The sequence below is a fragment of the Spirosoma soli genome (assembly GCF_042684525.1).
GTDB lineage: Bacteria > Bacteroidota > Bacteroidia > Cytophagales > Spirosomataceae > Spirosoma > Spirosoma soli.
In genome coordinates this window covers 169,687-188,824 of record NZ_JBHULN010000001.1, presented here as the reverse complement: position 1 = coordinate 188,824, position 19,138 = coordinate 169,687, and the positions used below count along the sequence as shown (strand labels likewise).

The window sequence follows — 19,138 nt, the reverse complement described above, 5'->3', positions numbered from 1 at the left end:
TCAACTCTCAACGTTACACTTAAATGACATGGCAACCAAATCAGTTAGTTCGTATGTACCTTATCAGGTAATAGAGCCCGCCACCCCAAATATTCAGGCGCATCTTTTACCCTATCTCAGAAGCTGGCCCTGGTACCTGCTCTGCCTGAGCCTGGCTTTAACCGGTGGTTACGTTTACCTACTTTACAAGCAACCCATTTATCGGATTCAGGCGAGTCTGATGCTTCAGGACGAGAAGAAGGGGAATACACAAACAAACCCGCTGAAGGAGCTCGACGTATACACTCCCAAGAAAGTAATTGAAAACGAGCTGGAAGTGCTACACTCGTCTACGCTGATGAGCCGGGTGGTGGAGACGCTCCATTTAGAAGCTCGTTATTACCGCAATACGAAATACGGAAAGCGCGAAATCTATAGTCAGTCGCCCATTGTCGTGCTAATTGAAGAGGGCAACGAAGACTTATACAAGAAGCCGCTGGAAATTACCTTCCTTGGCGATAAGGCAGTGTCAGTCAATGGCCGACGCATTCCACTCAACCAAAGTGTGTGGACGCCTTACGGAAAGCTCCGGTTGCTGACCCGCAAACCGGTGAGCGCGTCTACCGAACCGTTGGTCGTTGAGGTTATGCCTCGCACGGCCGCCGTGAATAGTTATCTGGGTAAGCTAAAAGCTGAACCGACCAGCAAGACCTCTACGGTAGTGCATCTGACATTGGACGATGCCGTTCCGGAAAAAGGAGAAGCCGTTTTAAACCAGCTGATCAACGAGTATAATTTGGCCGCCGTTGCCGATAAGAACAAAGTAGCTTCGAGCACGATGAAGTTTATTAACGAACGTCTTCGAATTGTACAGGGTGAGTTAGCGTCGGTTGAAAAGAATGTAGAAAGCTATAAGGCTAACCAGGGCATCACTGATCTTAGCGAACAGTCAAAATCGTTCTTACAGACAACCCAACAGAATGACGCGCAACTGAACCAGGTTAAAATTCGGTTGGCGAGCCTGAATAATCTGGAGGAGTTCATCAGCCAGCAGGCTGACAAGCGGGGTAGTACCCCGGCTACCATTGGCCTGGATGATCCCGTGCTGTTAGGGCAGATTAGCAAATTATCGGAGTTGGAACTGGAGCGGGATCAACTGGCGCAGACAACTCCCGAAGAGAACCCCATTATACAGTCAATCGACAAAAAAATTCAAGCGACTAAGAACAACATCCGGCAAAACGTCAGAACGATGAAGTCGATGTTGACCAGTTCAAGAGAGCATTATGTGGCTGAGAATCAAAAACTGGAAAAAGTAATTCGAACCATTCCGCAACAAGAGCGGTCGCTGATGGACAAAACGCGTCAGCAAACGATCAAGAACGATCTGTATACGTATTTGCTGCAAAAGCGCGAGGAGATGGCCGTTACGTTTGCCGCTTCTATCGCCGATACGCGTACGATCGATGCCGCCGAGAGCAGCAGCGGACCAATTAAGCCCGTGCCCGTTGTGATTTATGCGTTGTTCGGCTTAGTAGGATTGCTGATTCCAACGGCAACCATTGCTGGTAAAACGGCGATGAACACCCGAGTAATGCGCCGGGGTGATGTAGAAGGTATTACGCAGGTGCCCATTCTGGGTGAGGTGATGAGCAAGCGCCAACGCGACGTACTCGTCGTTGCCCCGAACAGCCGATCGGTGATTGCCGAGCAGATCCGGTCCATCCGCACCAACCTGCACATCGGCCGAAACGAAATTAATGACAGCCAGGTAATGCTGTTCACGTCCAGCATCAGTGGCGAGGGTAAATCATTCCTGGCGCAGAATCTGGGGGCAAGCCTGGCCCTGCTTCGGCAACCGACGGTCATTTTGGAAATGGATCTGCGGATGCCTAAGCTGCATCAGGTGTTTAACGTTGACAATAGCGTCGGAATCAGCAATTTCCTGAACGACGAAGCTAGCCTGGCTGACATTCTAAAGCCGATTCCGGGCTATCCAAACTACTTCCTGATTCCGAGCGGACCACTGCCACCAGATCCATCCGAGCTGCTGAGCGGTCCGAAATTAAAAGAACTGATTCAGGGACTTCGGGAAAATTTCCGATACGTAATAGTCGATGCGCCACCAATCGGTATTGTAACGGATGCTCAGTTGATCGCTCCCTATGCCGACGCTACCTTGTTCGTGGTGCGCCATGGCGTTACGCCAAAAAATTGCCTTAAAATACTCAATACACTCCATCTGGAGCAGCGCTTTCAGAACCTCAACATCATTCTGAATGCCGTGGGCGGTAGTGATGCTTATCACTTCAATAATAACTACAAAAACAGCTACTCGTACAAATAAACTGGCGACAGGTAACGCTGGGTATTGTCGTCGCTGTTTAGGTGAGTCGACTATCTCCACCCATAATGAGTATTACGATGCAAGTATCTACCAATAGTGAAACGGTTCGCTTCTATGTGAACCACGAAACGGAGGCTAGCCCTTACGCGAATAGGCGAGGGATCGTCGATCTGAAGAAGCGGGTGTTTGATGTAGTGGTTGCGAGTTTGGTAACGGTCTCAATTCTTATTTGGCTTTTACCGCTGCTTGGTCTATTGATCAGAGCAACATCGCCAGGGCCAATCCTTTTCGTGCAGCTTCGGACAGGTCGGAATGGTCGGCCGTTTCGGTGTCTGAAGTTCCGGACAATGACCTACGAACGGAACGCGCAGTTCCTACAGGCTAAACGGAATGACCTGCGGGTAACGCGCATTGGCCGGTTTCTGCGCAAAACGAATCTCGATGAGATGCCACAGTTCCTCAACGTACTGGCTGGCCATATGAGCGTAGTGGGGCCCCGGCCTCACCCGATCCCACTGGATGCCAAACACTGGCATACCCTGCCTGGCTACAAAGAGCGGTATTCCGTTAAACCAGGTATTACGGGTCTGGCTCAGTCGCGGGGCGCCAGAGGTGAAACTGAAGAGCTGTATAAAATGGTCCACCGGGTTCGCTACGATCATTTTTACATCCGTCGCCAATCGTCCCGGCTCGATGCTAAAATCTGCTGGTGGACAGTGAAGGCCGCCGTCAAAGGAAATAAAAACGCCTGGTAATTTTTTCGCTCAATACACTCATAGTTATGATCAAAGTGTTAGACATCAGTCTGTACGATGCTGGGTTGCACTCTGCTGTGCAGGAAGTGATCGGGCAGTGCGAGGCCACAATGCCCAAAGAAAGCAAGTGCGTGAGCGCCACTGGTGCGCACGGGCTGGTTACTGCGTTCAAAGAGCCCGAGTTTAAATCGGTGCTGAATTCGTTTCACTGGAACTTGCCCGACGGCATGCCCGGTGTTTGGGTCGGTCGGCTCAAAGGTGCCAAGCAGATGGATCGTTGCTACGGCCCCGACTTTTTCAAGCTGGTCTTTCAGCACAGTGCCAACACCTCCATTAAACACTTTTTGTGCGGAGGGAAAGAAGGTGTAGCGGATGAATTAAAAACAGCCGTTGGCCGGAAGTTTTCGAACGTCAACGTGGTCGGTACGTTTTGCCCACCTTTCCGCGAAATGAGCGACGACGAGTTCAAAACGCTGGCCGAAACCATTAACCGTTCCGGCGCTAACATCGTCTGGATTGGATTAAGCACTCCGAAGCAGGAGCGGTTTGCCCGCCGACTTGCTCAGTTTACCAACGTCAACTTCATTGTTACGGTAGGAGCCGCTTTCGACTTCCATACCGACCGGGTGGCGCAGGCTCCTAGCTGGATGCAGAACATGTCGCTGGAGTGGTTATTCCGGCTAGCGGCTGAGCCTAAGCGGTTATACAAGCGATATCTGGAGATAGTCCCCTTATTTATAATACTCAACTTAAAAGAAGTTTTTTCACCCGTTAAACAGTCTACACAAGTATGAAAAAGGCAATTGTATGTGGTGCCGGTGGTTTTATTGGCGGTCACCTTGTAAACCGGCTCAAATCGGAAGGGTATTGGGTTCGGGGCGTTGATGTGAAGTACAACGAATACGGTAATGATAACGCCGATGAGTTCATTATCGGTGATTTGAGAGATCCCAACGTTGCCGACGAGGTGATCACGGACGATCTTGATGAAATCTACCAATTAGCTGCCGATATGGGGGGCGCAGGTTTCGTGTTCACCGGTACCAACGACGCCAGCATCATGCATAACTCCGTACTCTGCAACCTGAACGTACTGGAAGCTGCTAAGAACAAAGGGGTGAAAAAAATCTTCTATTCGTCATCAGCCTGCATGTATCCTGAGTACAACCAGATGGACCCTGACAACCCGAAATGCTCGGAGGATTCAGCGTATCCGGCAGCGCCAGACAGTGAATACGGCTGGGAGAAACTGTTCTCGGAGCGGTTGTTCCTGACCTATCAGCGTAACCACGGCATCGAAGCCCGTATCGCTCGTTTCCACAACATCTTCGGACCACAGGGGACCTGGGATGGTGGCCGGGAGAAAGCACCCGCAGCCGTTTGCCGTAAAGTAGCGATGGCCGAAGACGGTGGCTCGATCGAAATATGGGGCGATGGCAAGCAAACCCGCTCGTTCCTGATTGTCGATGAGTGCGTAGAAGGTATCCGTCGCCTGATGGAGTCTGATTTCTCCGGACCCGTTAACATCGGCTCAGAAGAGATGATCTCGCTCAACGATTTTGCTAAAATGGTGATCGATATCTCAGGCAAGAACTTAACGATCAACAACATTCCTGGTCCGCTGGGCGTTCGCGGCCGGAATTCGGATAACCAATTGATTCAGGAAAAACTAGGCTGGGCACCGTCGACTCCGCTGCGGAAAGGTGTAGAGAAAACCTTTTCCTGGATTACGGAGCAGATTAAGAAGCGGGAAGCTGTGCCCGAATTAGTGGAGGCCTAATGGAGAAAATTACAGCGTCTCTGAGCCATCTTGAACGTGAGCTTACGGCTCACGTTCAGGGGGCAAAGCAAGTGTTTCTGCGCAATGGCGACACACCCACAAAGGTCACACAGGTGGCTTATGGGGTGTTTACAAAAACCGATTACTGCGAGATGCACACGCACCCTACCATGGAAGAGTGTTTTTTCTTCCTGAAAGGAACCGGGTATTATCTGGTGAATGGGCAGGAAATCGGGTTGGAGTCTGGCGTGTTTGTCCGCATTCCGGCTGGCATACCCCACCGGCTCCAGGCAACTGGCGAAGACCCCTTAGAGTACGTGTATTTTGGCGTTGCAACGGATTAAGATTGACGCACACATACTCACCATTTAAGTAACTAACAAAGATCTGTATGCTCAGTAAAGATGCGGCTGCTATGGATGCGGTAGCGGAGACCGAGGAGCCATCGGCAACGTTGTCGAAACCCGTTATGAAGCGTTTTGCTATCAACGTAGCGTCACTCTTCAGCGTCCATGTAGCAAACATGCTTTTGCCGTTGCTGACCGTACCGTATATCGTTCGCATTATCGGACCTGAGCGGTTAGGACTGCTTAATTTTTCGCAGGCATACATCGCCTACTTCACGTTGATCATCAACTACGGGTTTGAAATGGCGGCTGTCCGAACCATTGCTGCCAACCGGAATGACAAGGAGCTGGTGAACCGAACATTCAGCGAAGTACTGGCCGGAAAAGCCTTACTCTGGGGGCTGTCGACAATCATCTTTGCGGCCGTTACCTGGTTTGCTCCGGAGTTTCGGGCGCATTTGTGGTTACATATCTGTACATACATCAGCTGCATTGGCATCGTGTTATTTCCGATCTGGCTGTATCAGGCCATGGAGGACCTGGGCCGGGTTGCGATGTTCAACCTGATAGTGAAAGTGCTGTTTTCGTTGTCGGTGTTTGTGTTTATCCGCCAGCCCGACGATTATATCTATCAGAACTTGTCGCTCAGCATAGCGCAGCTACTGATTAGCGTTGTGGCTTTACGAATGGCCATTAAGCGGTTTAAAGTGACGTTCAGCTGGCCAAGCGTCGAGCAGCTAACGAAGCGGTTCCGGGATGACAGTACGTTGTTTTTTTCAGCTTTGATGATCACGTTATACGCCAGTTCGAGTGTGTTTCTGCTGGGTTTGTTGAGCAATGCGTACAACGTCGGAATATTCTCGGCCGGCACACGGCTCGAAAGCATTTCGCGCTCTTTTGTCAGTCTGGCATTGAATCAGGCGTTTTTTCCCATTGTGGCTAGTGCCTTTGGGCAAAGCCGGGAGCAGGGACTACGCGTTGTGCGCACAACGTTTTTTCCGTTGCTGATTTTCATGCTGGTCGTGTCCATAACACTCTGGAGCATTGCACCGGTATTTATTACCCTGTTCTACGGAAAGCAGTTTCAGGATGCGGTGCAGGTGTTGCAAATCGTGGCCTTACTACCGATTTGCATTGGTGTTAGTAACTTGTTAGGCATGCATACCATGCTGAATCTGCGAATGGATCGGGCCTTTTTCGCGATAACTGCCATTGGTTCAGTCATTGGTTTAGGGTTGAACGCCCTGTTTATTCAGCGATTTGGCTACATCGGGGCCGCCTGGGCCTGGGTAAGTGCCGAAGCGTATATCGCCATAGCCATGTATGGTTACCTGCGCTATAAAGGTGTTCAGGTTATCAAACGGGAAAGTTTACAGGAAGCTGTCGCCTTTGGCAGAGAAAGGTTTTCAATACTATTCAAATGAACACGAAAGAGACCGTAGCCGCCGTGGTGGTCACCTACAACCGGCTTGCCGATTTGAAAAAGTGTCTGGCAAGCTTGCAAGAGCAAACCCGACGGCTCAATGCGATCTACATTATTAACAATGGCAGTACCGACGGAACTGGCGAATGGCTGGCCGAGCAACCGGGCTTAACGGTCGTAACGCAGCCTAATCTGGGCGGGGCTGGCGGCTTTGCTACAGGTATCGATACGGCTTACAAAGGTGGCTACGGCTGGCTCTGGTGCATGGACGACGATTGTCTGGCGGCTCCCGACGCCCTCGAAACGCTGCTGACGTCGCCCAACATTGGGCCCTGCATCAAAAACTGCGTATCAATTAGCAATAAAGATCATAGCGAGTTGGCGTTCTACGTCGATCGGCCAAATCGTTCGTATCGGAAAGTTGAAGACATGACCCAGTTCGATCTGGTGTATGGTGTGGCTTCTTTCTTCAACGGTACGCTCATCAACTCAGAAGTCGTTAAAAACATCGGCCTGCCCGATAAAAAATTATTCATTTGGGGCGATGAGGTGGAGTACATGACCCGCGCCATCAAGATGGGCTATCCGGTAGTTACAGTGCCTCGCTCGGTGTTCTATCACCCACCGTCCTTCGATCGGAACGGTATCCCCTGGCCGGGCGCGTGGAAACAGTACTATGCCGTTCGCAACCAGCGCCGGGTGTTCCAGAACATGCACGGCGACAAATACGGTCTGATGGTGTTCCTGCGGTGGTCATTAAAAGAAACCATGCAGCAGGCGGTAGCCAAGCGGGCAAACCGGATGTATAACTTCCTGATCTACGGCGAAGCCGCTGTGGATAGCCTGTTCAACAACTTCCGGAAGCAACCCAACAGCATACTTACCGTGCGATTGTATCGCATGCTAAACAAGTAATTCGATGAATGTGTTGATCGTAACATTTCTGGCAGCAACCTCACCTTCAGGTGTCGTTACTTACTACAAATCGCTGGCCGATGATCTGGCCCGCGAAGGGGTAGGAGTGCACGTTGTCAGTGCGACCAATACGCCGTATGTCTGGCGCAAGATGCTGGCGGTTTTGAAGCGCATTCTGCGTTCACTGGGTGGCGCTTACCACGTCTTTTATGATGAGTTCGCCTACTTTACAGGTTTATACCTGGCTGTTCGTAACCGTCGCCACGAGTCATTCGATCTCATCCATGCCCAGGACCCACGGTCGGGCGTAGCCGCTTACCTGGCGCTAGGCAAACGGGTACCCATTGTGCTAACCTGCCATTTCAACGATGATCCGGTGACTGAGCTAGCTACTACCTACTCGCTGAAAGGCTGGTTTCTGAAAAAGCTCACGGCCTGGTATAAGTATCTTTTCTCGTATGTCAGACATTACGTGTTTGTCTCGAATTATGCCTACGAGAAATCGAGACATCTGCTGCCTGCTACCATCAGCAAGCAGATTTTGTATAATACGGTCAACATTAAGGCAAACCGCGTTACGCGTCGCCCATCTGATCCGCTGTTAATTAGCAACGTGGGCTACATTGACGAACGGAAAAACCAGAAGCTGTTGATTCAGATTGGTCATGAACTTCGCAAGCGGGGTATTACCAACTTTGCTATCTGGCTCATTGGCGATGGTCCTAAACGTAGCGAGTATGAACAGCTGGTTGAAAGCCTGGGTCTTGGTGAGCAGGTGAAATTTTATGGTCGGCAGGCAGCGCCCTGGCAACTGGTGGCGCAAACCGACCTATACATTCATACCGCGCTGAACGATAACTGTCCGTATTCGATCATTGAAGCCTTTGCCGTGAAAACACCGGTACTGGCGCTTCCGGTGGGCGGAGTACCCGAGTTGCTTCCGCAAAGCCACGGACCCCTGCAAGGAACCGATGTTGTTGGCCTGGCCAGTGAAGTGGCTACTTATTTCGATCCAGCCGCACGCACACAGCTAGCCAATGCACAGTCGGTATTTGCCGACCTGAAGCTCAATCACCAAAAGGCGTTGGCCGACTTGATTTCTTTTTATCATCAATCCGCATCGAACTCATGAACGTTCTCTGGCTGGCTGCTACGTCACACTCGTCAAAAGCCGGGCATCCGATGCCCTGGATTACAGCCCTGGCCAACAGTTTGGTGGCAAAGCAGGACGTAAACATCAATGTCGTGAGCTATAACCCATTCATCAAACAAGACGAAGAGGTTGTGCAAAACGGCGTGAAATATACTTTTCTGAAAGTACCCGACGATAAGTGGGACCTCCTACGTGGCTATACCGGTCGCATCAAGCTGGTTCAGAACTACCTCAAAGACATTGCCAGCCAATACGACCTCATGCACATTCACGGGGCTGAGCAGCAGTACCACGTCATGGGCCATGGGGTTAACCTGCCTAAAGTATTGTCAGCGCAAGGATTCGTCACGGAGTATTACCGACACCTGCCGAGCCGTCCTGAATACCGGCATCTGTCGTGGTTAGTCGCTGGTTATTACGAGAAGCGGTATATGCCCAGTGTGAAGCACTTCATCTGCCGCACCCACTGGGACAAGGCTATTGTGCGCCAGATGCACCCCAACGCCATTGTGCACCACAACTGGGAGCTGATTCGGCCGGAGTTTTACCGGGAAATTGAGCCATCAACAGGCACAGAGCGGAATGCCGTGCTGTTTGTAGGGGGCGTCAATTACATCAAAGGAATCCGGGAAGCTCTTCAAACAATAGATACACTACGTAAGACGCGGCCCATTCGGTTTATCGTGACGGGGGGCGGCAACAAAGAGGAACTGCTTAAGATGGTTACCACGCTGGGTTTGAAAAACATCAAACCCGAAGATATTGAACACCGGGGCATGCTATCGGCGGCTCAGCTTTGGGCTACGTACCACGAAGCGTTTTGCCTGCTGCACCCGTCGTACATTGATAACAGCCCCAATAGTGTTTGCGAAGCCCAACTGGCCGGCCTGCCCGTGGTGGCGTCGGACGTGGGGGGCGTTGCTTCGTTGGTGGAGAATTATAAGACGGGACTGCTTACCACACTGAACGTTCCGGAAATTGTGAAGGCGGTTGAAGTTCTGTGGGAGAATGTCCTTCTGCGCGAAACGCTGGCTCAACAAGCTCGGGAGGTATCGCTTGAGCGATTTGATCAGCAGCAGATTGTTGGCATTACGGAGTCGATTTACCAGGAAGTGCTGGCCAATCCGTAACCACTGCCCATTAACGATTCACTCAACATGAATATAAAGACCTGGATCTATCGAATTGCGCTCTACGCCCTGCTGTTTGGGGTGAGTGCTTTAACCTATGGTGGTAATGCGCTCAGCCCGTTTCTGGAGAAGGCCGTCAATGGTATTGCACTGTTGGGTATTCCAGCGTTGGTGCTGTTTTACTTCTATCAACCAGGTGTATATAAAGTAGCTGCCTGGGCGCTGTTTTTGGGTGTCGTTCTCTTGGTGATCGAATCGCAGTACGAATACGGTAAGCCTGTCTACTCGTATTTCGTTATCAAACGATTTGCCTATTGTGGTCTGGCGCTAAGTGCCTATTTCGTGGCCGCCCGGGCAGGTGTGTTAAAGATTAAGTATGCAGTCAACATCATTTTTGGGCTGTACGTAGTCAACCAGCTTTTTCTGGGACAGATTTTCAGCTACGCGCTCACGTCCGAAACCCGAACAACGTCCGCCCCCGAAGCATTTTACCTGGTCATTCCTTTTTTGTACTACACCGTTCGGTACTTTACGGAAAAGAAAATCTGGGATTTGTTCGGATCTGTCGCCGTTTTCGGCTTCATCGTCTTCTTGCTGCACCGTTCGGTTATGTCGTCGGCTGCTGTGGCTGGGCTACTGGTAACCGGGCTGGCAGCCATTGGTAAGATCAGCGATGGTTCGCTGAATGTCCGCCGTACGTTAGGCACGGTTATGGTCGTCACGTTGGCTTCCCTGCCGTTTTTAGGGATTATGGGATCGATCAAGGCGGATGGGTTTATGGAACAGATTGCCGGTATTTTTGATCCTGCCGAAGATAATACGGGCAGCTGGCGACTAGAGCAGATTACGCACTACATGAACCAGTTCAACGATCGGCCTTTGCTCGGCTGGCGATACGAAGGCTACGACCGGGGCGAAATTATGGAAAACGAAGATTTTCCGGAAAAAGGCACCATCATTCACTCTCAGTATGTCGACATGCTCTATAACTACGGAGTCGTCGGCCTGGCCATTAACTTATTCATCATTCTCGGTACGTTGTACGTCATGTACCGCCGAAATCCAACTTTTTCGACTGAACAGGCTGTCTTGTTTGGCTTCATTGCCAGCGGACTACTGTTTGGCATCTCGTACCAGCTGCCGGTTTTTTACTGGGGTTTTGTCGGGCTGGGCATGTTTTACGGGCTGCATCGTCAACCCGACGACGTGAACCCTGATGACTACGACATGGTAGAAAACGAGGACGATGAGCATCAAGACAATCCAACTGTTTATACTCCGCAAATTTCAATATGATTACCATCGTTATTCCTGTCCACAATCGTAGAGAGCTGACCCGCCGATGTCTGGCGTGTTTGGCTGTGCAAACGTATCGCAACCACCGGGTTGTTGTCGTCGACGACGGTTCTACCGATGGAACCGACGAGATGATTCGGCAGCAATTTCCCGACGTAATCGTTTTGAAAGGAGATGGTAATCTGTGGTGGACTGAGGCCACAAATGTAGGTGTCCGCTATGCGCAGGAGTATGACGTGGCTGGGGAGCAAAACTTTGTGCTTACCCTCAACGACGATACCGAAGTAAAGCCGGATTACCTGCAAACCATGGTCGATGCGTATGAATCTTATAAGCCGTGCCTCATTGGGTCGGTAAGCGTCGACATCGACAACCCAGACAAGCTCGAATTTGCCGGTACATACAGTGAGTTCTACTTTGCCAAAGGCGGGCCGCTGGCGGCTGAATACAATTATGATTATAAGGAGCTGGTGAAACGGGCGACGTACGTAAAGTCGGATTCGTTACCGGGGCGGGGTACGCTGATTCCGATGCAGGTCTTCACCGAAATTGGTCTTTACGACTCCAAGCGATTTGCTCACTACATGGCCGATATTGAGTTTTCGGTACGTGCGCAAAAGGCTGGTTATAAGCTGATCGTGAACACGAAAAGCCTGGTTTACGAATACGTCAAGGCAACGGGGCTGTTCCTTAATCAGAAACAGAGCTGGAAAAGCTTTATCGACAGCTTTACGTCGATCCGTTCGCCAACGAATTTAACGGTTCGCTACAACTTCGCCATCGCGCACGCTAAAACGAAGCACCTGTATTTTCTCTGTGATGTAGGTCGGATTTGCGCTGGTTTCTTTCTGCGTAAGGCTCGGTTGATGAAACCCATGTAAGGCAAGGCTATGAAAAAAGTGCTTCTATCCGCGTACGCATGTATTCCAAACCACGGGTCTGAACAGGCCACCGGCTGGACATACGCCACAACGCTGAGTCAGAATGGCCTGAAGGTGTATTGCCTGACGCTAAAAGACGGGCGTGACGTCATTGATCCCATCATGGCCAACGGCTTTTTTCCGAACCTGACTGTACACTACGTAACCCTGCCTGATTGGGTCGATAAGTTCTGTCATAAAGGGCTGATTGGTATGTATTTTCATTACCTCTACTGGCAGTGGACAGCCGCTAAAGTAGGGCGTCAGCTCGACCGAAAACACCGGTTTGATCTGGTGCACCACGTTACGTATGGCAGCGTTCAGTTAGGCAGCTTCATGTACCGGCTGGGTAAACCGTTTGTGTTTGGCCCCGTGGGCGGTGGTCAGCGGGCACCCCAGGCGTTTAAACGTTATTTCGGTAAATACTGGACGCGGGAGTGGATGCGGGACCTGGTCGGTACAATATTACAGTACGTTAACCCGGCCTATTACCATACATTACAAGTTGCTGATCAGGTTGTGGTGACCAACATGGACACCATGAAGCTAGTACGAAAACTGCGCCCCGACAGGCCCGTTAACCGCATTTGGGACGCTGGATTAAGTACGTCTTTCTTACCCGAAGGACCCATTGATCATCAACCCAATGGTCCGCTGAAATTGCTGTGGGTAGGTCGTTTGTTGCCCCGCAAGGCCCTGGAATTAACGATTCAGGCGTTGGGCAAGGTTGATCCGGCTTTGCCGGTTACGTTGACCATTGTGGGGGGTAAGGGTGAGATGGCCGAAGACGTTCCCCGCTACATCGAGCAGTATGGGGTTAAGGAACGGGTGAACTGGGTGGGTCACGTTACCTACGACCAGGTAAAGAAGTTCTACGAGCAGTCGGATGTCTTTTTCTTCACCAGTCTGCGGGACTCTTGTCCGCATCAGTTACTCGAAGCTATGGCGTATTCGCTGCCGGTGATTACACTCGATCTGCACGGGCAGGCGGAGTTAACCAACGACGAAACGGGTATTCGGGTACCCGTAACAAATCCGGATCAGGTAGTTGCCGATCTGGCGAAAGCGGTTGAATGGATGGCTGCCCACCCAAAAGCGCGATTGGCCATGGGCAAAGCAGGGTATGCGTTTGCAAAATCGCAACTATGGGATACTAAAATCAGAACCTTCATCGACGAACTATATCCGGCCTTATTGCCGGAGACCGTGGAAGAACGGATGTCCTGAACAAGGACAAACGAGTGAATTCGAAAACCAAGTTTAGCAATATTAACCAAGAGCTCCGTTATGATTTCGCTGGATCAACTATCACGTTTAGGCATTGGCACCAGCCGAGCCGGATCGCTGGGAAGCCGACTATCGCCGGAGTATTTCGGTAGTTTCCTGAAAATAGCATCCGCTAATAAGCTGAACCTGATTGATACGTCTGACTTTTATGGCTCGGGCGATGCCGAACGGCTGATTCGAAAAGCCGTGAAGGCTAACGATGCTCCTTTCTTCATTGTGACAAAGGCGGGTTTACCTTGTGTGCATACACCCGGCTGGATGTCGCCCCTGAATCAGCTGGCCAAAAAAGTGAAGCAGAAAGCGGGATCTAAAAAGAACTACACGGCGGCATACCTGATCGATAGCCTTCAGAAAAGCAACCGACGACTGGGCCTGGAAGCGGCTGATACGTTTCTGTTGCACGAACCAGTCTGGGAAGATATGGCTGATGCCGACTCCTGGGATGGTTTACAGAAGATTCGGCAAATGGGACTGGCACGTTATACGGGCGTCTCAACCAACGATTACCGCGTTGTGGAGGAGGGCGTCCGGAGCGGGCAGGTGCAGATTGTGCAAACCTCCGCCTGCTGGAATGACGCCGGTGCCGACGACATCATCAAATTGTGTCGGGCCAACAATATTCCAGTCATTGCCAACCAGGTGATGCGTCCCTATAAATCTATGTTGCCCAAGTTCGAGCAACAGGCCGAAGCCATCCGCAAACTCGACGGGCTGGCCGGTATATCGCTGCCGCAGTTACTGATCGGTGCTGCACTGGTTGATAAACACATCGATGTAGCTCTCTTCGGTACCAGCGACATTGCCCATTTGGAGCACAACATTGGGGCGTTGCGTTACACCTCGTCCTTACCACAGCACCTGTCCACCATTAAAACGCTGGTAGCATGATCATTTCGAAAAACAACGTTCAACCAGGACAGACGCTGACCACCGATGTCTGCATTATAGGCAGCGGTCCGGCAGCGATTTCTGTGGCGCTGGGTTTAGCGGCAACGGAGCGGAATATCGTCGTTGTGGCCGGGGGCGGTTGGTCTGAAACGATTGCAAATCAGGATTTAAACCGGGGCGTGGTTGCAAAGGCTGGATCGCATGAACCCCTGGAAGAAAACCGTCGGCGCCAGTTTGGCGGAACCTCAGCGGCCTGGGGTGGGCGCTGTATTCCGTTTGAGCCCCTCGATTTTAAAAAGCGAGACTGGGTGCCAGACAGTGGCTGGCCGTTTTCTTACGAAGCATTAGAGCCTTATTATCGCAAAGCCGCCGAGCTTTGCCAGATTGGCGACTACGAGTTTAATGCGCATGCAGCGTTCCCGGCCAACAGCCGCGAAATCCTGAAAGGACTTGATTCGGAAGAGATTGTTTCGTTTCCGCTGGAGCGCTGGAGCCCGCCCGTCAACTTCGCCAAGACGTATAAGAGCCAGCTGGAACGTAGTCAGAACATCCAGGTGCTTTTGAACGCCAATGTAGTAAAGATGAATACGTTGGATGCTAGCGACCAGGTTTCGACGGTTGACGTGTCGATGAACGGAACCTCATTTTCTATTCAGGCCGAAACCTTTGTGCTGGCGGCTGGCGGCATCGAAAACCCCAGGTTACTGCTGGCGTCGGCCAATGAGCAGTTTCCGACTGGGCTGGGTAACCAGAACGACAACGTTGGGCGGTACTACATGGCGCACCTGAAAGGGATTTACGCCGAGGTGAACCCCAATAACCGCGAAAACTGGCTCGTTGATTTCGAGCGCGATACCGAAGGCGTTTACTGCCGTCGGCGCTGGTGGATACCCGAAGAGGCTCAACAGGCTCATAAGCTGTTAAATAGTATCTTTTTTCTATACTTATCCAATGATGTAAATGGACATAGAGATGTGATGTTTTCGTCGCGCTATGTCGTCAAAGGCTTGCTCTCTATCGCGGGGCAGCGATCGGTATCGGGTGTCATGAGCAAGGCAAAACAGCTGCTACCGTCAATCAAAGAGCACTCAGTCAACATCGCTAAAAATGGATTATCGCAGATGCCCGATCTGATTCGGCTGACCATGAAGCGGATGGCCAAACGGCGGCTACCTTACATTCTTCCGGCCATGAACAGTACATATTGGGGGCTGTATTTTCAGACGGAGCAGGCGCCCAATCGGGATAGCCGGGTGTACTTATCCGAAACGGAGAAGGATGCATTTGGCGTACCACGGGCCAAAGTAGACATTGCCTTTTTAGAAGAAGATATCGAGTCAGTGGTTAGGGCGCATAATCTCTTTGTCGAAAATTTTAGAGAAAGGAAGCTCGGCGAGATACAGTACTCAGAACAGGGACTGCGTGATTACCTGACTGAATCGCTACGTTCGTTTAATTCGGGTGCACACCATATTGGCACCACCCGTATGTCGGATGACCCGCAAACGGGTGTCGTTGACCGAAATGCGAAGGTGTATGGGGTATCGAATTTATACGTGGCTGGCTCGTCGGTGTTTCCCACCGGTGGCCACGCTAACCCAACGCTGACCATTGTGGCTCACGCCTTAATGCTAGCTGATCATTTAAAAGCAAACATAAGCCAGACGCATTCGGACCGATCAGCGTCTGTTGCCTATTAATGACAAGGCGTTGACCAGATATAGAGCACACACATGACATAAGACTTTGCGGCCCAACTAGCCATTCCACCATCCTTAAACGAACCATACCTCAACCTTTGAACAATTACTCAACATGAAAAAAGTCTTGATATCTGCCTACGCTTGCATACCTGACCGGGGGTCAGAGGAAGGGAATGGGTGGTATTACTCATCGTTAGTTAGTCAGGAAGGCTATCAGGTCTGGTGCCTGACCCGCGACATTGGTAAGGCCGAGATTGAACAAAAACTGAAACAGTGTTCGTATCCTAACCTGAATTTCGTTTTTGTTACCGTGCCTAAATGGGTCGATAAGGCTTACAGCCGAGGCCTGCTGGGTATGTATTTTCACTATATCTACTGGCAATGGGCCACGTTGCAGATGGCCATCAAACTCAATAAAGCGCATCAGTTTGATCTGGTGCATCATGTAAGCTACACTAGCCTGCAATTAGGTAGTTTTCTGTATAAACTGAAGCGGCCGTTCATCTACGGGCCGGTAGGCGGTGGTCAGGAAGCCCCCGACATCATGCGGCACTATTTTAAGGAACACTGGACAAAAGAGAAGATGCGCTCGATGGTCAGCGATCTGATGCTGCGTTTCAATCCTGGCTGCTATCAATCTGTTCGACAGGCCGATTACGTGCTGGCCTGGAATGAGGACACCCGCCGGATGATTCATTCGCTGGGGCGAGTGAAGGCCGTTGAAAAGGAGTTTGGGGGCGTTGGCCGCTACTTTATTCCGGCCGAACCGACCTACCGTTCGTCGAGTGCCACTTTGCAGCTCGTCTGGGTCGGCCGCCTGATGCCCCGGAAAGCCCTTGAGCTTTCGTTACATGGCCTAAGTAAGGTGCAGGCTGATGTTCCCGTTCATTTGACCATTGTTGGCGATGGCGAAATGGGTAAGTACGTACCCGAATACATTGCGAAGTATAAGCTGGAGAATCGGGTAACCTGGGTTGGTAAGGTGAGCTACGAGAAAGTAAAGGAATATTACAAACAGGCCGATGTCTTCTATTTCACGAGCTTACGCGATACCGGCCCGGCTCAATTGATGGAAGCCATGGCGTATTCGCTACCCGTGGTTACGTTGCACCTGCACGGCCAGGCGGAACTCGTCAACGACACGACCGGAATCCGAGTGCCGATTACGGACCCAGAGACAGTAGCAGCCGAGCTGGCTAAGGCCATTGAATGGATGTACTATAATGAGGATAAGCGTGTCACTATGGGGTTAAACGCATTCGATTTTGCGCAGCGGCAGGTCTGGGAGTCAAAGGTCAGTCATTTAGTCAAAACATATTATCACCCAATTATCCAGCTCGAAGTAACGGAATCCTTACCACTCGTATAACGCCCACTAGCGTGCTCTGCTAATGGATAGCAGACTCGCCAGTAGGATGGAGTTGATCTGGTTTGCACTTAAAACAGTTTGACGGGTCTTCTACCTCTCATTTTGTAGCCTTTTAATGACGAACAACTTATGGGACGTACCAGAAAAACAACCGTATTGTTAAGTATCGCGCTTCTGATCATACTCACAGGGAGTATCATTACGTCGATGTTCTTTAAAGAGCAGTGGCTCTGGATGGACGAGGTGCTGAGTTACATACTCATTTCAGACCCGTCGATCACGCACCTGAACGATGCGGTGGTCAGTGGCATGGATGCCAACCCCCCATTCTTTGCGAACGTGTATTGGTTTATCGGGCATTACATCAGCGCCAACCCTCAGTTTTTGCGGGCGGTATCAGTGCTGATCTTTGCCATCACGGTTGTCTTCTTTTTCAGGTATACAACGACTTTGCTTGGTACGCCGGTGATGAATTTTGTGCTCATCACCGCCATCATCAGCCTGACGTATCTGAACCTTACGCTATCCACTCAAATTCGGGCGTATTCGCTTTTTCTGCTGATTAGCCTTGGCTTTTTTGTGATCTCGCACCGACTCATGAGCACGCCCACACAGGGTCGGCTTCTTGTGGCAAATGTAATCGTTGCGCTACTGCTTGTCTTTACACACAACTTCGGCCTGTTTTATGTGGCGGCATCAGGAGCGTTCTTTTTCCTGCTGTTTCTATGGTCGAAGGATCGACGTTATTTGGCAATACTCGGAACCTACGGGCTTGTTTTGCTGGGCTGGTTTTTTATCTGGTATCCAAACTTCGTTATCCAAACGGACGCGGGTAAACCTCATTCGTGGATACCGATGCCTACATTCCGGTCATTTTTTAATACCGTTGGTGAGCTGGCCCCTACTATATCGTCAACACTGGAACGGAAGACGAGTCTTTTTTTCTTACCGGTTCTGCGGTTTGTGCTGGTCGTTGGCTTGTTTAGCTACGTCGCTATTACTCAAGTACGTAGGGGTTTTCAGGCAGTCAGAGAGGACAAAGCGCTTCTGTTTTACCTGTTTGCGGGCTTTGTGTACCTGGCTACCATTACTATTTCGCTGGTGGTAACGCTTGTTCATACGTCTGTATTCATCAGTCGGTATCTGTGGCCTAGTCATCTCCTGCTTATCTATCAGTTGGTGTACGCCTTCTATTTTTTCCTGGGTAGCCAGTCGGTGCCTCGCTTACGACTGGCCAGGCTGCTGCCGGTGTATATGGTGCTCGTAGCTGGCTTCTTGTTTTACCAGAATAAGAAAATAGCAATATTCCCTAGTGGGGTAATGGGCTATCTGCCTCAGCTGAACAAGAACTACCCTGTGTTCTTCGAAACGGCCGATTATTTCTTGCCCATCTGGAATCAGGTTAAGTCAGTAAAAGCCTGTTATCTGTTGGACTGGGAGACGGCAGCAACAGAAGGCAACATTTTGGGCGCCACGGTGGAGCACAAAATACTGAAGTCTGTGCGCGAGAAATACAACGTGGAGAACGTAGTGCCTACTACGAAATTTAACAAGGCGAACTACCCTCATTTTTACGTAGTCGACGAAACCAGCAATTACCAAATCGAACACTTCGTGCAGAGCGGTAGGGTAAAAGTCATTAACCGATTGCCCATTGACATTGAGGGGCATCGAATTCTGGAGTGCGTGTTTTAAGTAGGTCGTCATTGGTTCCGGACCGCCAACACGGTCCGGTGTTATCATGCAGTAGTCAGGAATCGTAAGCTTACGGTTAACTAATTCTTAGTAGCCAGTGACTCCGTACTTAAAGGCTAGCACCCGTGCATAGGGGACCCTGTAAATGCGC

The 19,138-nt window shown here is 50.7% G+C and carries 16 protein-coding genes; all 16 read left to right on the top strand.

Translation table 11 applies throughout. The annotated features are described in order from the left end of the window. Positions 1–28 precede the first annotated feature (28 nt). The 16 genes from ACFSUS_RS00745 (at position 29) to ACFSUS_RS00670 (ending at position 18,987) form a co-directional block, all read left to right on the top strand. Entirely contained in the window at positions 29–2,326 is a 2,298-nt protein-coding gene (locus ACFSUS_RS00745) for a GumC family protein (RefSeq protein WP_381517680.1), read from the top strand. Between the two features lie 65 nt (positions 2,327–2,391). Continuing rightward, positions 2,392–3,081, top strand: a complete 690-nt coding sequence (locus ACFSUS_RS00740) for a sugar transferase (RefSeq protein WP_381517677.1) — start codon at positions 2,392–2,394, stop codon at positions 3,079–3,081. 26 nt (positions 3,082–3,107) lie between these two features. Next, complete coding sequence (locus tag ACFSUS_RS00735; protein ID WP_381517674.1) at positions 3,108–3,875, top strand: WecB/TagA/CpsF family glycosyltransferase; 768 nt, start codon at positions 3,108–3,110, stop codon at positions 3,873–3,875. Continuing rightward, on the top strand, positions 3,872–4,861 hold the full coding sequence (locus ACFSUS_RS00730; RefSeq protein WP_381517671.1) for an NAD-dependent epimerase/dehydratase family protein: 990 nt from the start codon (positions 3,872–3,874) through the stop codon (positions 4,859–4,861). Before ACFSUS_RS00735 ends, ACFSUS_RS00730 begins: the two co-directional genes overlap by 4 nt. Further along, positions 4,861–5,205 (top strand): cupin domain-containing protein, encoded by a 345-nt coding sequence (locus ACFSUS_RS00725; protein WP_381517668.1) that lies wholly within the window; start codon positions 4,861–4,863, stop codon positions 5,203–5,205. The genes ACFSUS_RS00730 and ACFSUS_RS00725 overlap by 1 nt, the downstream gene beginning before the upstream one ends. A 47-nt stretch (positions 5,206–5,252) precedes the next feature. Then, positions 5,253–6,632, top strand: coding sequence for a flippase (locus tag ACFSUS_RS00720; protein ID WP_381517665.1), 1,380 nt, complete (start codon positions 5,253–5,255; stop codon positions 6,630–6,632). Then, positions 6,629–7,546, top strand: coding sequence for a glycosyltransferase family 2 protein (locus tag ACFSUS_RS00715; protein WP_381517661.1), 918 nt, complete (start codon positions 6,629–6,631; stop codon positions 7,544–7,546). Before ACFSUS_RS00720 ends, ACFSUS_RS00715 begins: the two co-directional genes overlap by 4 nt. Before the next feature lie 4 nt (positions 7,547–7,550). After that, a complete protein-coding gene (locus ACFSUS_RS00710) occupies positions 7,551–8,678 on the top strand; it encodes a glycosyltransferase family 4 protein (RefSeq protein ID WP_381517658.1) in 1,128 nt (375 codons plus the stop codon). Further along, positions 8,675–9,829 (top strand): glycosyltransferase family 4 protein, encoded by a 1,155-nt coding sequence (locus ACFSUS_RS00705; protein WP_381517655.1) that lies wholly within the window; start codon positions 8,675–8,677, stop codon positions 9,827–9,829. Before ACFSUS_RS00710 ends, ACFSUS_RS00705 begins: the two co-directional genes overlap by 4 nt. Before the next feature lie 27 nt (positions 9,830–9,856). Then, complete coding sequence (locus tag ACFSUS_RS00700; protein ID WP_381517652.1) at positions 9,857–11,125, top strand: O-antigen ligase family protein; 1,269 nt, start codon at positions 9,857–9,859, stop codon at positions 11,123–11,125. Further along, a complete protein-coding gene (locus ACFSUS_RS00695; protein WP_381517649.1) occupies positions 11,122–12,006 on the top strand; it encodes a glycosyltransferase family 2 protein in 885 nt (294 codons plus the stop codon). Before ACFSUS_RS00700 ends, ACFSUS_RS00695 begins: the two co-directional genes overlap by 4 nt. Positions 12,007–12,015: 9 nt before the next feature. Beyond that, positions 12,016–13,272 carry a glycosyltransferase family 4 protein gene (locus ACFSUS_RS00690; protein ID WP_381517646.1) on the top strand — a complete coding sequence of 419 codons (1,257 nt, stop codon included), beginning with the start codon at positions 12,016–12,018 and terminating at the stop codon, positions 13,270–13,272. A 60-nt stretch (positions 13,273–13,332) separates the two neighbouring features. Further along, the gene (locus ACFSUS_RS00685) at positions 13,333–14,220 is read left to right on the top strand and encodes an aldo/keto reductase (protein ID WP_381517643.1); all 888 of its coding nucleotides are present in this window, start codon (positions 13,333–13,335) and stop codon (positions 14,218–14,220) included. Further along, positions 14,217–15,920 carry a GMC oxidoreductase gene (locus ACFSUS_RS00680; RefSeq protein WP_381517641.1) on the top strand — a complete coding sequence of 568 codons (1,704 nt, stop codon included), beginning with the start codon at positions 14,217–14,219 and terminating at the stop codon, positions 15,918–15,920. Before ACFSUS_RS00685 ends, ACFSUS_RS00680 begins: the two co-directional genes overlap by 4 nt. Before the next feature lie 115 nt (positions 15,921–16,035). Next, on the top strand, positions 16,036–17,292 hold the full coding sequence (locus tag ACFSUS_RS00675) for a glycosyltransferase family 4 protein (RefSeq protein ID WP_381517637.1): 1,257 nt from the start codon (positions 16,036–16,038) through the stop codon (positions 17,290–17,292). A 129-nt stretch (positions 17,293–17,421) separates the two neighbouring features. Beyond that, positions 17,422–18,987 (top strand): hypothetical protein, encoded by a 1,566-nt coding sequence (locus ACFSUS_RS00670; protein ID WP_381517634.1) that lies wholly within the window; start codon positions 17,422–17,424, stop codon positions 18,985–18,987. Positions 18,988–19,138 lie beyond the last annotated feature (151 nt).

What these genes read in the sequence shown, in the direction of transcription:
- ACFSUS_RS00730 (WP_381517671.1), top strand. Translation starts at nt 3,872, where the DNA reads ATGAAAAAGGCAATTGTATGTGGTGCCGGTGGTTTTATTGGCGGTCAC.
- ACFSUS_RS00725 (WP_381517668.1), top strand. Translation starts at nt 4,861, where the DNA reads ATGGAGAAAATTACAGCGTCTCTGAGCCATCTTGAACGTGAGCTTACG.
- ACFSUS_RS00710 (WP_381517658.1), top strand. Translation starts at nt 7,551, where the DNA reads ATGAATGTGTTGATCGTAACATTTCTGGCAGCAACCTCACCTTCAGGT.
- ACFSUS_RS00675 (WP_381517637.1), top strand. Translation starts at nt 16,036, where the DNA reads ATGAAAAAAGTCTTGATATCTGCCTACGCTTGCATACCTGACCGGGGG.
- ACFSUS_RS00695 (WP_381517649.1), top strand. Translation starts at nt 11,122, where the DNA reads ATGATTACCATCGTTATTCCTGTCCACAATCGTAGAGAGCTGACCCGC.
- ACFSUS_RS00740 (WP_381517677.1), top strand. Translation starts at nt 2,392, where the DNA reads ATGAGTATTACGATGCAAGTATCTACCAATAGTGAAACGGTTCGCTTC.
- ACFSUS_RS00685 (WP_381517643.1), top strand. Translation starts at nt 13,333, where the DNA reads ATGATTTCGCTGGATCAACTATCACGTTTAGGCATTGGCACCAGCCGA.
- ACFSUS_RS00705 (WP_381517655.1), top strand. Translation starts at nt 8,675, where the DNA reads ATGAACGTTCTCTGGCTGGCTGCTACGTCACACTCGTCAAAAGCCGGG.
- ACFSUS_RS00700 (WP_381517652.1), top strand. Translation starts at nt 9,857, where the DNA reads ATGAATATAAAGACCTGGATCTATCGAATTGCGCTCTACGCCCTGCTG.
- ACFSUS_RS00745 (WP_381517680.1), top strand. Translation starts at nt 29, where the DNA reads ATGGCAACCAAATCAGTTAGTTCGTATGTACCTTATCAGGTAATAGAG.
- ACFSUS_RS00670 (WP_381517634.1), top strand. Translation starts at nt 17,422, where the DNA reads ATGGGACGTACCAGAAAAACAACCGTATTGTTAAGTATCGCGCTTCTG.
- ACFSUS_RS00680 (WP_381517641.1), top strand. Translation starts at nt 14,217, where the DNA reads ATGATCATTTCGAAAAACAACGTTCAACCAGGACAGACGCTGACCACC.
- ACFSUS_RS00715 (WP_381517661.1), top strand. Translation starts at nt 6,629, where the DNA reads ATGAACACGAAAGAGACCGTAGCCGCCGTGGTGGTCACCTACAACCGG.
- ACFSUS_RS00690 (WP_381517646.1), top strand. Translation starts at nt 12,016, where the DNA reads ATGAAAAAAGTGCTTCTATCCGCGTACGCATGTATTCCAAACCACGGG.
- ACFSUS_RS00720 (WP_381517665.1), top strand. Translation starts at nt 5,253, where the DNA reads ATGCTCAGTAAAGATGCGGCTGCTATGGATGCGGTAGCGGAGACCGAG.
- ACFSUS_RS00735 (WP_381517674.1), top strand. Translation starts at nt 3,108, where the DNA reads ATGATCAAAGTGTTAGACATCAGTCTGTACGATGCTGGGTTGCACTCT.